This window comes from Microbacterium sp. Cr-K32, from assembly GCF_000708345.1.
GTDB classification, from domain to species: Bacteria; Actinomycetota; Actinomycetes; order Actinomycetales; family Microbacteriaceae; genus Microbacterium; species Microbacterium maritypicum_A.
The window spans coordinates 180,919-193,840 of record NZ_JARD01000018.1; the positions used below are offsets into that span (position 1 = coordinate 180,919).

Consider the following 12,922-nt stretch of genomic DNA (forward strand, 5'->3'; position numbering starts at 1 on the left):
TCGGCGCCAGAGCTCAATCGACGTCAGAGTTCAATCGACGTCAGAGTTCGATCGACGTCAGAGTTCGACGGGCGGCGCCGGTTCGGTCTCCGATTCCTCGGGATGACGCGCCAGGTTGACGATCCCGGCGATCAGGCCACCCCACACCGTGACCATGGCGACGATCATCATGACGATCGCGATCGGAGTCATGCGCCGGCTCCCTTCGTCGTGCCGACTGCCGGTATCGCCGAGGTCTCGGTATCCGGTTCGTAGTGCTCCTCGGAGAGGAACTCGTCGTACTCGGGGTCGTCCTTCGCATGCGAGCGCGTGCTCCAGGGCAGCGCCGACAGGATCAGCGCCAGGACGACCAGGGCGATGACCATCCCCCAGCCGAAGATGGCGAGGAACCAGGCGGGATAGCCGCTGTACGGTTCGGAGGTCTTCGCGATGAGCTCGCTGACGAAGAGGTATCCGAGAACGACCGGCGCGAGAACCCCGACGAGCACCTTCCAGACGGTGCCCACCCGGAAACTCGAACGCCGGTTGAGGTGCTCGACCAGCACCGGCAGCTTGTGCAGCAGCCAGGCCACGATGATGACCGCCACCAGCGCGACCGCCATGATGCCGAAGGAGTTGACGAAGGCGTCGGCCGTGTCGAGCACCGACAAGGCCGTGGTCGTCGAGAAGAGCGCCATCGAGATGATCGCCAACGGGATCGCGACCGTGAGGGTCGTGCGCACGCGCGCCCATCCCAGCTTGTCCTGCAGTGCGGCCACGATCACCTCGAGGATCGAGATGAGGGAGGTGACGCCGGCGAACACCAGGGCTCCGAAGAACAGCACACCGATGATCGACCCTCCCGTGGCCTGCGAGACGATCGTGGGGAAGGCGATGAAGGCGAGGCCGATTCCGGAGGACGCGACACCGGCCACCTCCGTTCCCTGCGCCTGCGCCATGAATCCCAGCGCCGCGAAGACGCCGATGCCGGCGAGGATCTCGAACCCGGAGTTGGCGAAGGCCACCACGAGCCCGGAACCGGTCAGATCGGTCTTCCGCTTCAGGTAGGACGAGTAGGTCACCATGATGCCGAAGGCGACGGAGAGCGAGAAGAAGATGTGTCCGTAGGCGGATGCCCAGACGCCGGGGTCGGCCAGTGCCTCCCAGTTCGGGGTGAAGAAGGCGTTGAGGCCGTCCATGGCTCCCGGGAGGAACAGGGACTGCACCACGAGGATCGCGAACATCACGGTGAGCAGCGGCATCAGGATCATGTTCGCCCGGCCGATGCCGCGCTTGACACCCAGCGCCATGATGACGATCACGATCAGCCAGACCACGACGAGCGGGATGCCGACCTGCGGGACGAAATCGGTCGATACACCGACCTCGGCGACGTCCGCCGATCGCAGGAAGTCGATGAAGAAGAAGTCGTTCTCGTTGCCCGCGCCCCAGGTGAGCTGGGCCGAGAACCACGTGTACATCGCCGCCCAGGCGATGATCACCGCGTAGTAGACCGCGATCACGACGCAGATGAGCACCTGCCACCAGCCGAGAGGCTCGGCCGCACGGTGCATGCGACGGAACGCCAGCGGCGCCGACCCACGGAATCGGTGACCGATCGCGTAGTCGAAGAACAGCAGCGGGATACCGGCCGTGAGCAGAGCACACAGGTACGGGATCAGGAAGGCTCCGCCACCGCCTTCGTAGGCGACGTAGGGGAACCGCCAGATGTTCCCGAGGCCGACCGCGGAGCCGATCGCCGAGAGGATGAACACATTGCGCGAGCCGAAGGCTTCACGTTTGTGGGTCTGCGTCGCTGCGGTGGCCATGCGGACGAGGCTACCTGAGGGTCGAGCCGAACGTCGGGTCGGACACAGACACGAGCCGATCCCGCCGCTTCAGTCCAACGCATCCGCCAGCCCGGCCAGGGTGGAGAAGCGACCGTCGAAGGCGTCGGTCTCCGCGGGCGGATCACCCACCGGACGCGGCACGTACGCGGTCCTCATCCCTGCATCTCCGGCGCCTCTGAGGTCCCAGGCGTGAGCGGCGACCATGAGCACTCTCTCCGGGTCGCCCCCTGCCTCCTCCACCGCGAGCCGGTAGACCCGCGGTGAGGGCTTATAGGCCTCGACGGCATCCGCGGAGAGCGCCCCGTGCCATCGCAGTCCGGCGTACTCCCCGAGCGCGCGCAGCGACTCCGGGTTCGCATTCGACAGCCCGAGAACATGGAAGCGGGCCGCAAGCCGCGCGACGCCCTCGCACGAATCCGGCCAGGCGGGAAGACGCTTCGTCGCGGTGGCGAGGCGATCGATCGTCGCGGCATCCGTGATCCCCGCGGCCTGCGCCACCCGAGTCGCCGCCTCGCGATCAAGGATTCCGGAGTCGACATAGTCGCGCTCACCCCGTGCGATCCGACGCTGCTCCCCTTCGATATGACGTTGCCAGACGCCGAGAAGCTCGTCGGAATCACGGGGGGAGCCGCCCGCCTCCTCGATGGCGATGCGGAGCCCTCCGGGTTCATCGACCAGGGTGCCCAGCACGTCGAAGACGATCGTGGTGATGTCGCGCAGCATGGTTCGAGTCTGCCCCGACGCGGGAGCGCAGGGGCCGGGAACGAGAAAACCCCCGCCTGAGCGGGGGTTCTTCTGCGGAGACGAGGGGATTTGAACCCCTGGTCCCCGTGAGGGGACTCCACCTTAGCAGGGTGGTGCACTCGGCCGGACTATGCGACGTCTCCAGGCATCCGACCCGAAAGCACGGATGCACCTAGCCATCATAACGGGTCGGACGAGCGGTGACGAACCGGCACCCCCCGAACTCGCTTCCGACCGACGCGCACGCGGGCTGAGCGGGGATGCGCACTCGCGCTGGGATACTTGCCGCACATCGTGGGCACCCGACGTCCACCGCGCGGAAGAGGACCGATCATGCCCCGCACCGACACCGTGAACGCGGAGAACGCCCACACCCCCTCGCATCGCGAGCGGGACGGCCAGGCGCGCGGTTACGCGATCATCCTCGGTCTGCTCATCGTCTCGTACGGCTTCTGCGCGGCGCAGCCCAGCACCGACCCGAGCCCCTGGGCCTTCCTCGCCATGCTGGCGACGGTGGCGATGGTGTTCTACGTGACCCGTGCACGACATCTCGTGCAGCGTGTGTGGTGGGTGGTGCTCTCGGTCGCCGGTGCCGCCGCCGTCGTCGCCGCGCTCTTCGGCGTCGACGGCCCGGTGCTCGCGATCCCGCTGTCGGCCGCATCGATGCTCGCTCTGCTGGTCGCTCCGTGGGCCATCATCGCGCATCAGGTCAACCGGCGGGGCCTCGACCTGGAGGCGCTGCTGGCGGCGATCACGGCCTACATCCTGGTCGGGATGTTCTTCGCCTTCGTCTACAACCTGATCTCGCAGATCTCCCCCACCCCGATGTTCGGCGAGGAGAGCCTCGACTCGCTCGGCAACCAGCTGTTCTTCTCGTTCACCGCACTGACCACGACCGGATACGGCAATCTGGTCCCCGTCGGCACCACCGGACAGGGGATCGCCATCGCCGAGGGCATCACCGGGCAGCTGTTCCTGATCACGGCGGTCGCACGGATCATGCGCGGCGCGAGTGCGAAAGGCAGATCGAGCACGCCCGCCTGAGTGCCTTCCGGCGTGCCCGCCGCCCGCCGCCCGCCGCCCGCCGACCTCATCCGGAAGGGGTGACGCCCGCACGGGGATCGCCCCGTCGGATGCCACGATGAACAGGCTCGAAGGAGTCACCATGAAGAGATGGGGCGTCATCGCCGTCCTCGGCTCCGCGCAGTTCGTGATGGTGCTGGACGGCACCGTGATGAACGTGTCGATATCGACGGTGGTGTCCGACCTCGACACCACCGTGGCCGCGATGCAGGGCGCCATCACGTTCTACACCCTCACGATGGCGGCGTTCATGCTGCTCGGGGCGAGGCTGGGTGACGTGTGGGGCCGCCGCAGGGCGTTCGTCATCGGATCGTGCATCTATGCCGTGGGGTCGCTGATCACGGCGGTGAGTCCGAACGTGCAGTTCCTGTTCCTCGGCTGGTCGGTCGTCGAAGGCCTGGGTGCCGTGCTCGTCATCCCGGCGATCGCCGCCCTCGTCGCCGACAACTACCGCGGCCGTGAGCGCATCACGGCGTTCGCTATCATCGGCGCCGTCTCCGGGGCCGCCGTCGCGGCTGGACCACTGATCGGCGGATTCGTCACGACCTACTTCGACTGGCGCTACGTGTTCGCCGCCGAGGTGCTCATCATGATCGGCGTGGTGCTGTGCGCCCGGATCGTCACCGACCCGACGCCACGGCAGAGCGTGCGCATCGACGTCCTCAGCGTCGCGCTCTCGTCGGTCGGGCTGGTCGCGGTGGTGTTCGGGATGCTGCAGAGCAAGACGTGGGGGTGGGTGCTGCCGCTGAACCCGCCCACGATCGGCGGCGTCGTGGTCGCCCCTCTCGGCATCTCTCCCGCCGCCTGGTTCATCGTGCTCGGCGTCGTGCTCCTGGCCCTGTTCTTCTCGCGTCAGCGCCTGCTCGAACGCCTCGGCCGGTCGCCGCTCATCCACGTGGGGATGTTCTCGATCACCTCGCTCCGCAGCGGACTCACCGTCCTCGGGGCGCAGTACACCGTGACCGCCGGGCTCTTCTTCATGGTGCCGGTGTATCTGCAGATGACCCTCGGCCTCGATGCCCTGGAGACCGGGATCCGGATCTTCCCCCTCTCCATCGCTCTCGTGCTGTTCTCGATCGTGGGCACCCGACTCTCGCGCTTCTTGTCTCCGCGGACGATCGTGCGTATCGGACAGCTGACACTCGTCGTCAGCGCCCTCATCCTTCTCGGCTCCGCCACCAGCGACCTGCGCAGCGGCTTCTTCGCGACCGGGATGTTCCTCGCCGGAGCGGCCCTCGGACTCCTCGCCTCGCAGCTCGGGAACGTGAACATGTCGAGCGTGACCGAGAAGGAGACGAGCGAGGTCGGCGGGCTTCAGGGCGTGTTCCAGAACCTCGGCTCGTCGCTCGGAACTGCCCTGATCGGGTCGATCCTCATCGGTGCGCTGTCGACCTCGTTCGCCTCGGGAGTCGCGGCGAGCGACCTGCCCGACACCACCCAGGCGACCGTGGCGAGCGCCACGCAGCACGGAGTCACCATCGTGCCCGCGGCCGACGTCGCCGCCATCGCGGAGAAGGCCGGGCTGGACGATGCCGACGCCGACACTCTCGCCACGGTCTACCGCGATTCGCAGCTGTCGTCGCTGCGCATCGCGTTCTTCGGGCTCATCCTCATCAGTCTGCTGTCGCTCTTCTTCTCGAAGGGGATACCCCACGCGAACGCCGTCCGCAGACGGCACGGCCAGGAGACGGCCGACCAGGAGGCCGGCTGACCAGCGCGGACCCGGCGGAGACGCCGGTCCGAACGTCGCCGTCGCCGTCGCCATCGCCATCGGGATCGGCGAGGATGAGGACCATGACGACCGTCTCCGCACCCCGCATCGAGCACCACCGGGAACCGTTCGGCATCGGCGAGAGCGCACCACGCCTGAGTTGGACCACCACGGATGCACCTGCCGGCTGGCGCCAGGAGCGCTACGCCGTCACGGTGGTGCGCGACGACGCCGAGGAGACCGTCGAGGTCACGTCCGCCGAGCAGGTCCTGGTTCCCTGGCCGACTCGTGCGCTCGACTCCCGCGAGCGGGTGGGTGTGCGCGTGGCGGTGCAGGGTGCGGACGGCCGCTGGTCGGCCGAGAGCCCGCAGACCTGGGTGGAAGCCGGCCTCCTCCACCCCGACGACTGGTCGGCGCGGCCGGTCGGGCTCGACCTCGATGAGGACCCGGAGAGCGACGCCCGCCGCGCCACCCTGGTGCGGCGGAGCTTCCGGCTCGACGGGGAGATCTCCCGCGCCCGGCTCTACGCCACCGCGCACGGGCTGTACGAGCCCGAGATCAACGGCGGGCGCGTCGGCTCCGACACGCTGTCGCCGGGGTGGACGGTCTATCGCGAACGGCTGCGGTACTACACCTACGACGTGACCGCCCTGCTCGTCGACGGCGAGAACGCGCTCGGCGCCTGGCTCGGCGACGGCTGGTACCGCGGACGTCTCGGCTGGCGCGGCGGGTACCGCAACGTGTTCGGAAGCGATCTCTCGTTCCTCGGCCAGCTGGAGATCACCTATGTCGACGGACGACGCGAGACGATCGTGACCGACGACTCATGGAAGGGCGCACTCTCCCCCGTCCTCCGCTCCGGCATCTACGACGGCGAGGACTACGACGCGCGCGAGGAGCTCTCGGAGTGGACGACCGCCGCCTTCGACGACGCGCAGTGGCTGCCTGTCGCGGTGCGCGATCGCGATCCGCGCACCCTGGTCGCGCCGACGGCGCCACCCGTCCGGGTGACCGAAGAGGTCGCCCCCGTCGCCGTGCTCACGTCACCCGGCGGCGCCCGCATCCTCGACTTCGGGCAGAACCTCGTGGGAAGGGTGCGCATCCGCGTGACCGGTCCGCGCGGCACGACCGTCACGCTGCGCACTGCGGAGGTTCTGCAGGAGGGGGAGATCTACACGCGGCCGCTGCGCAGCGCACGCTCCAGCGACTCCTACACACTCGCCGGACGCCCCGGCGGCGAGGAATGGGAGCCGCGGTTCACGTTCCACGGCTTCCGATACGCCGAGGTCTCCGGCTGGCCGGGCGACCTCGATGCGGATGTCGCGGCCGGCGCTCTGATCGCCCGTGTGCTGCACACCGACCTCGAGCGCACCGGGTGGTTCACGTGCTCCGATCCCCTGGTCGAGCAGTTGCACCGCAACGTGGTCTGGGGCATGCGCGGCAACTTCGTCGACATCCCCACCGATTGCCCGCAGCGAGACGAGCGCGTGGGGTGGACGGGCGACGTGCAGGTGTTCGGCCCGACCGCGTCGACGCTGTTCGACGTCTCGGGGATGCTGTCGGGATGGCTCCGTGACGTGGAGGCCGACCAGCTGCCCGACGGCACGGTCCCGTGGTTCGTGCCCGTGATCCCGTCGCACAGGGTGTGGTCTCCGATCCGCGCCGGCGCCGCCTGGGGAGATGTGGCGACGCTGCTGCCGTGGACCCTGTACCAGCGCTTCGGAGACGAGGACGTTCTGGCGACGCAGTTCGAGAGCGCACGCCGATGGGTCGACAAGGTGGAATCACTGGCCGGACCCGACCGCCTGTGGAACGAGGGGTTCCAGCTCGGCGACTGGCTCGATCCCGCGGCGCCCCCGCAGGATCCGGGCGATGCCCGCACCGATCGGTATCTCGTCGCCACGGCGTACTTCGCCCGGTCGGCGCGAGCGGTCGCCGATATGGCTCGTGTGCTCGGACGCTCCGCCGACGCGGATCGTTACGGCACGCTCGCCACCGAGGTCGCTGCCGCTTTCCGGGGTGCGTATGTGAAACCCGACGGCACGATGACCTCCGACGCCCAGACTGCGTACGCCCTGGCCATCGTCTTCGACCTGCTCGCCGACGAGACGCAGCGTGCGATCGCGGGGGCACGCCTCGCCGCGCTCGTGCATGCCGCGGACAACCGCATCGCGACCGGCTTCGTGGGCACGCCGCTCGTCTGCGACGCGCTCACCCTGACCGGCCACGCGGATGCCGCCTACGACCTTCTTCTCGAGCAGGGATGCCCGTCCTGGCTGTACCAGGTCGTGCAGGGCGCGACCACGGTCTGGGAGCGGTGGGATGCGATGCTCCCCGACGGCACCGTGAACCCCGGGACCATGACCTCGTTCAATCACTACGCGCTGGGAGCGGTCGCGGACTGGTTGCACCGCAGCGTCGCCGGGCTCGCACCCGCGGAGCCCGGATACCGCCGCATCCGCTTCGCACCGCGTCCCGGTGGCGGGCTCACCCATGCCGCGGCGATGCAGCGCACGCCCTACGGTGACGCCTCGATCGCGTGGCGCGTGGGCGAGGACGAGCTGCATGTCGACCTCGTGGTCCCGGTCGGCGCGACGGCCGAGCTCGACCTGCCCGGCGCGGTCCGTGAGGAGCTCGGGCACGGCGCGCACACGCTCACCGTGCCCCTGCTTCCGTGACGCGTCAGCCGGCGGCGGGACCGCCCGTGTTCGCTGCGGCGATCAGCTGCTCGATCTGCTCGAAGTCGACCGGGAGCCCCGGGAATCCGGCCAGACGTCCGATCGGGAAGGAGGCCATCATCTTCTGCATCGCCTCGTCGTTCGGCATCATCGACGCCGCAGCCGCGTCGCCGCCGAGTCCGCCCATCAGGCCGCCCAGCGCCTGCTGCACGATGGGGCCGGCGACGGGGTGCGCGATCAGGTCGCCGATGGAGGAGTTCATGGTCAGTTCCTGGTGCACCTCGTCACCCGAGACCTCGACCGACGCGGTCGAGCGGATGTCACGACTGGAGGCGGCCACATCGACGGCATAGGCGCCGCCCTCGACCACCCAGCGGTCGACGCGGATGTCCCAGTAGGCGAGGTCTTCGCGCCGCACGACGAGCTCGACCGTGCGGGTCTCCCCGGCAGCGAGCGCGACCGAGGAGAAGGCCTTGAGCTCACGAGGTGCGCGCTGCACGATCGACGCGGCCGGGGCGACGTAGACCTGCACGACCTCGCGCCCGTCGCGGTCACCGGTGTTGGTGACGTCGACGCGCACGACGATGTCCCCGTCGGCACCGACATCGGCTGTCGCTCGACCGTATTCGAACGTCGTGTACGAGAGTCCGTGGCCGAACGGGAAGGTCACGTCGAGACCCTTCGCGTCGTACCAGCGGTAGCCGACCAGCAGACCCTCGCCGTAGCGCACGTGTCCGAACTCGCCGGGGAAGTTGCCGAATGACGGGTTGTCCTCGAGCCGCACCGGCACGGTCTCGGTGAGCTTGCCCGAGGGGTTCACGGCACCGTAGAGCACGTCGGCCACCGCGCTGCCGCCGGCCTGACCGAGCAGCCAGCTCTCGACGATGGCCGGCACACGATCGGCGAAGGGCAGGGCCACCACGCCACCGTTGGACAGCACGACCACGGCGCGGGGATTGACCTCGAGCACGGCGTCGAGCAGGGCGAGCTGCGGCGCCGGCAGGTCGATGTGATCGCGGTCGAAGCCTTCCGACTCCTCGGCAGCGGGGAGGCCGAGGAAGACCACGGCCACGTCTGCCGCCTCGGCGACGCCGACGGCCTCTGCCCGCAGGTCGTCGGCAGTCCGACCGGATGTCGCGATGGCGCCGCCTTCGACGGCGAAGCCCGCGGCGTAGGAGACGTTCTCGCCGCCCACGGCACGCAGTTCATCGAGCGCCTTGTCGACGCGGGTGGGGTTGATCAGCGAAGACCCCGCGCCCTGGAACCGCGGCTCGGTCGCGAACGCGCCGATCACGGCGATCTTCTGGTCGACGGCGAGCGGGAGCAGGGCAGCCTCGTTCTTCAGCAGCACGATGGAACGACCGGCCGCCTCGCGGGCGAGTGCGTGGTGGGCATCGACGTCGAGCGGGCCTGCCACGGCCGGGCGCTCCCCGGCCTTGCGCACGAGCTCGATGGCGCGGCCCGCGGCGGTGTCGAGCACGCTCTCCTCGAGCGTTCCCGCACGCACGGCGGCAACGAGCTGCGCATCCGTGCGCCCTCCCGACGCCGGCATCTCCAGGTCGAGGCCTGCGGCGACGCCGGCGACGCGGTCGTTGACGGCGCCCCAGTCCGACACGACGAGGCCGTCGAAGCCCCAGTCGTCGCGCAGCACGCTGGTGAGCAGCCACGGGTCCTCCGAGGCCCAGACGCCGTTGAGCTTGTTGTACGAGCACATGACGGTCCACGGCGAGGCGTCCTTCACGACGCGTTCGAACCCGCGCAGGTAGATCTCACGCAGCGGGCGGGGGTCGACGTCGGAGCTCGCACGCATGCGGTCGAACTCCTGGTTGTTCGCGGCGAAGTGCTTGAGCGAGGTGCCGACGCCCTTCGACTGGATACCGCGGACCGAGGCGGCGCCGAGGACGCCGGACACGATCGGGTCCTCCGAGAAGTACTCGAAGTTGCGGCCGCACAGCGGCGAGCGCTTGATGTTGATGCCGGGGCCGAGCACGACGGCGACGTTCTCGATCGCGGCTTCGACGCCGATCGCCGCGCCCACGCGCTCGATGATCTCCGGATCCCACGACGAGCCGATGCCGACGGCGGGTGGGAAGCAGGTGGCGGGGACGCTGCTCGCGAGACCGAGGTGGTCGGTGGCACCGGACTGCTTGCGCAGGCCGTGCGGACCGTCGGTCATCATCACCGACGGGATGCCCGCGCGGTCGATGGCCTTCGTGGTCCAGAAGTCCGCACCGCTGGTGAGCGACGCCTTCTCCTCGAGGGTGAGGTCGGAAGCCGAGATCTCGGTCATGGTGTTCCTTTCGCGGGCGACGTCGATGTCCTTGCGAAAACCATATGCCCTTCAGTATTAGATTTCAAACGGCATTCAGGATTAGGGTCGAAGCATGGCACGACGGGGTTCGTATGCGAAGGGCGTGGCGCGACGCGAGGAGATCCTCGAGAGCGCCCTCGACGTGATCGGACGCAAGGGTTACCAGAACGCGTCCCTCAAGGAGATCGCCGAAGTCGTCGGCGTCACCCCCGCTGCTCTCCTGCACTATTTCGGATCGAAGGAGGAGCTCTTCACCGAGGTGCTCCGCAAGCGCGACGAGCACGACGGCCTCGATCCCGCCGGGCTCAGCGACGCCGAGGCCAGAGCCGCGTTCATCGGCGTGATCCGCCACAACACCGAGGTCCCGGGTCTCGTCGCCCTGTTCTCACGCCTCTCCGTGGACGCCGCCGACCCGGAACACCCCGCCCACGACTACTTCCTGGATCGCAGCGCGCGCCTGCGCGACTCCATCGCCGACAACTTCGGCGCCGACGGCAGACGCTCCACTCTCGACCCGGACACGCTCGCGCGGGTGATCCAGGCGGCGTCCGACGGGCTCCAGCTGCAATGGATGATCGACCCGACCGTCGATATGCCCGGCATCATGGGTGCCCTGATCGACGCCCTGCATCCGCCAGTGCCGCCGACCGTCGACTAGCCCTTCACGGCACCCCCGAGTCCGGCCGAGCGCAGGAACACCGACTGGAAGATCAGGAACATCGCGATCGGGATCAGGGTCGCGATCGCCAGCGCCGCCAGGAACACGTCGAGCTCGGTCTGCGACTGCACGGCGGGGAGACGCACCGACAACGGTTGCACCGCAGGGTCGGGCAGCACGAGCATCGGCCACAGGTAGTCCTTCCACGCGGCGATGATCGCGAACACCGAGACCACGCCGAGGATCGGCTTCGACATCGGCAGCACGATCGACCAGAACAGCCGGAAAGGTCCGGCGCCATCGGTGCGGGCCGCCTCGAACACCTCCCGCGGGAGCGAATCGAAGAACCGCTTCACGAGCAGGATGTTGAACGCGTTCGCGCCCATCGGCAACCAGACCGCGAGGTAGTTGTTGAGCAGGCTCACGTCTCCGAGAAGCGGCGGATGCACGATCGTCAGGTAGAGCGGCACCAGCAGCACGATGCCCGGGATGAACAGCGTCGCCAGCACCAGGGCGTTCAGGATCGGCGCGTACTTCGGGCGCAGCACCGACAGCGCGTAGCCCCCGGTCGTCGCGATGAGCAGCTGCACGAACCAGGCGCCGAGGGCGATGATCACCGTGTTGAAGAAGTACTGGTCGATGTGGATGTCGTTCCACGCGGTCGACAGGTTCTCCCAATCCATGCCGTTCGGCCACAGGGCGAACGGCTGCTGCAGCGTGTCCTGGGTGGGGGTGATCGCCGACTTCGCGAGCCACAGGATCGGCCCGAGCCCGGCGACCACCAGTCCGACGGCGAGGAAGACATGCGTGAGCGACATCCCGATGCGGATGCCGGGCCGCCGACGTTCGGAGTCGGAGATGACGGTGCGGTCGCCGACGCGATCGGCGGCCTTCTCCGCCGCCTTCTCCGCGGCACGGGTCGAGAGGCGGGTGGTGAGGCTCACGTCGTGCTCCAACGGTCGGTCAGCTTGAAGTACAGCCAGGAGAGGAGGGCGAGGACGATCGCGAGCAGCACCGAGACGGCCGTGGCTTCGCCGTAATCGCCGCCCAGGCTGTTGCGGAAGGCCTTGTCGTAGATGTACAGCAGCACGGTCTTGGTCGCTCCGGCCGGTCCACCGCCGGTGAACAGGAACGGCTCGAGGAAGACCTGCGCGGTGGCGATCACCTGCAGGATCAGCATGATGAAGAGGATGGCGCGCAGCTGGGGCAGCGTGACGTGCCAGATCTTCTTCCAGATGCCGGCGCCGTCGACCTCCGCGGCGTCGTAGAGCTCGGGCGGCACGCCCAGAAGCGCGGCGAGGTAGATGATGATCGACCCACCGGCGCCTGCCCACGTGGCCTCGAGCACGAGCGAGGGCATCGCCTGCACGGCGTCCTGGATCCACGGCTGTGGAGGGATGCCGACGAATCCGAGGACGGTGTTGAACACCCCCGAGGGGTCGGCGCTGTAGAAGAACTTCCACAGCAGCACCGCGACGACCGGCGGGATCACGACGGGCAGGTAGGCGAGCGCCGAGTAGATGCCCTTGCCGCGGCGCACCTCGCTCATCAGCACGGCCATCAGAAGCGGCAGCGGGAACCCGAAGAGCAGGGCGAGCACGGCGAACCACAGCGTGTTGATCACGGCGCGGCCGAGCTCGGGGTCACCGATCACGGCGAGGTAGTTGTCGAATCCGACCCACTCGGAGACGATCAGGTTCGTCTTCTGCAGGCTCATGATCACCGACTGCACGATCGGGGACCAGGAGAAGAACACGAACACGAACAGCATGGGGAGCACGAACAGGAGGTTCGCGAGCCCGCCGCCGCGGAACCAGGTGAGGGGCGAGCGGCGGCGGGAGGGGCGCACAGCGGGCGGCGGAGAGTCCTCCACCGCCGCCCGCTGCTCAGACAGCGTCATCGTCATGA

At 68.6% G+C, this 12,922-nt stretch carries 10 protein-coding genes and 1 tRNA gene; 4 read left to right on the top strand and 7 right to left on the bottom strand.

Annotated elements, in window-relative coordinates:
- Positions 1-57 precede the first annotated feature (57 nt).
- The 4 genes from GZ64_RS19690 to GZ64_RS0109240 form a co-directional block, all read right to left on the bottom strand.
- On the bottom strand, positions 58-192 hold the full coding sequence (locus GZ64_RS19690; RefSeq protein WP_021198173.1) for a methionine/alanine import family NSS transporter small subunit: 135 nt from the start codon (positions 190-192) through the stop codon (positions 58-60).
- On the bottom strand, positions 189-1,808 hold the full coding sequence (locus GZ64_RS0109230; protein WP_021198174.1) for a sodium-dependent transporter: 1,620 nt from the start codon (positions 1,806-1,808) through the stop codon (positions 189-191). The genes GZ64_RS19690 and GZ64_RS0109230 overlap by 4 nt, the downstream gene beginning before the upstream one ends.
- Positions 1,809-1,877: 69 nt before the next feature.
- The gene (locus GZ64_RS0109235) at positions 1,878-2,552 is read right to left on the bottom strand and encodes a haloacid dehalogenase type II (protein WP_029266086.1); all 675 of its coding nucleotides are present in this window, start codon (positions 2,550-2,552) and stop codon (positions 1,878-1,880) included.
- 75 nt (positions 2,553-2,627) lie between these two features.
- Positions 2,628-2,716 (bottom strand) — tRNA-Ser (locus GZ64_RS0109240).
- 190 nt (positions 2,717-2,906) lie between these two features.
- Here GZ64_RS0109240 and GZ64_RS0109245 point away from each other — a divergent pair.
- The 3 genes from GZ64_RS0109245 to GZ64_RS0109255 all read left to right on the top strand — a co-directional run bounded on the left by GZ64_RS0109245 (position 2,907) and on the right by GZ64_RS0109255 (position 8,045).
- Entirely contained in the window at positions 2,907-3,617 is a 711-nt protein-coding gene (locus GZ64_RS0109245; RefSeq protein ID WP_051667908.1) for a potassium channel family protein, read from the top strand.
- Between the two features lie 121 nt (positions 3,618-3,738).
- Positions 3,739-5,367 (top strand): MFS transporter, encoded by a 1,629-nt coding sequence (locus tag GZ64_RS0109250; protein ID WP_029266090.1) that lies wholly within the window; start codon positions 3,739-3,741, stop codon positions 5,365-5,367.
- Positions 5,368-5,450: 83 nt separating this feature from the next.
- On the top strand, positions 5,451-8,045 hold the full coding sequence (locus GZ64_RS0109255) for an alpha-L-rhamnosidase (RefSeq protein ID WP_029266092.1): 2,595 nt from the start codon (positions 5,451-5,453) through the stop codon (positions 8,043-8,045).
- Positions 8,046-8,049: 4 nt separating this feature from the next.
- Here GZ64_RS0109255 and GZ64_RS0109260 read toward each other — a convergent pair whose 3' ends face one another.
- Positions 8,050-10,335 (bottom strand): glycoside hydrolase family 3 C-terminal domain-containing protein, encoded by a 2,286-nt coding sequence (locus tag GZ64_RS0109260; RefSeq protein ID WP_029266094.1) that lies wholly within the window; start codon positions 10,333-10,335, stop codon positions 8,050-8,052.
- A gap of 94 nt (positions 10,336-10,429) precedes the next feature.
- Here GZ64_RS0109260 and GZ64_RS0109265 point away from each other — a divergent pair, with 94 nt between their 5' ends.
- Positions 10,430-11,014: a TetR/AcrR family transcriptional regulator gene (locus GZ64_RS0109265; protein ID WP_029259679.1), complete on the top strand. Its 585-nt coding sequence runs from the start codon at positions 10,430-10,432 to the stop codon at positions 11,012-11,014.
- Here GZ64_RS0109265 and GZ64_RS0109270 read toward each other — a convergent pair.
- Both GZ64_RS0109270 and GZ64_RS0109275 read right to left on the bottom strand, forming a co-directional pair.
- Positions 11,011-11,958: a carbohydrate ABC transporter permease gene (locus GZ64_RS0109270; protein ID WP_029266096.1), complete on the bottom strand. Its 948-nt coding sequence runs from the start codon at positions 11,956-11,958 to the stop codon at positions 11,011-11,013. The two genes, GZ64_RS0109265 and GZ64_RS0109270, sit on opposite strands and share 4 nt — an antisense overlap.
- The gene (locus tag GZ64_RS0109275) at positions 11,955-12,920 is read right to left on the bottom strand and encodes a carbohydrate ABC transporter permease (RefSeq protein WP_029266098.1); all 966 of its coding nucleotides are present in this window, start codon (positions 12,918-12,920) and stop codon (positions 11,955-11,957) included. Before GZ64_RS0109275 ends, GZ64_RS0109270 begins: the two co-directional genes overlap by 4 nt.
- Positions 12,921-12,922: the final 2 nt, after the last annotated feature.

Excerpts from the sequence above, each read along its gene's own strand:
- GZ64_RS0109265 (WP_029259679.1), top strand. The coding sequence starts at position 10,430 with ATGGCACGACGGGGTTCGTATGCGAAGGGCGTGGCGCGACGCGAGGAG.
- GZ64_RS0109260 (WP_029266094.1), bottom strand. The coding sequence starts at position 10,335 with ATGACCGAGATCTCGGCTTCCGACCTCACCCTCGAGGAGAAGGCGTCG.
- GZ64_RS0109245 (WP_051667908.1), top strand. The coding sequence starts at position 2,907 with ATGCCCCGCACCGACACCGTGAACGCGGAGAACGCCCACACCCCCTCG.
- GZ64_RS19690 (WP_021198173.1), bottom strand. The coding sequence starts at position 192 with ATGACTCCGATCGCGATCGTCATGATGATCGTCGCCATGGTCACGGTG.
- GZ64_RS0109275 (WP_029266098.1), bottom strand. The coding sequence starts at position 12,920 with ATGACGATGACGCTGTCTGAGCAGCGGGCGGCGGTGGAGGACTCTCCG.
- GZ64_RS0109250 (WP_029266090.1), top strand. The coding sequence starts at position 3,739 with ATGAAGAGATGGGGCGTCATCGCCGTCCTCGGCTCCGCGCAGTTCGTG.
- GZ64_RS0109255 (WP_029266092.1), top strand. The coding sequence starts at position 5,451 with ATGACGACCGTCTCCGCACCCCGCATCGAGCACCACCGGGAACCGTTC.
- GZ64_RS0109235 (WP_029266086.1), bottom strand. The coding sequence starts at position 2,552 with ATGCTGCGCGACATCACCACGATCGTCTTCGACGTGCTGGGCACCCTG.
- GZ64_RS0109230 (WP_021198174.1), bottom strand. The coding sequence starts at position 1,808 with ATGGCCACCGCAGCGACGCAGACCCACAAACGTGAAGCCTTCGGCTCG.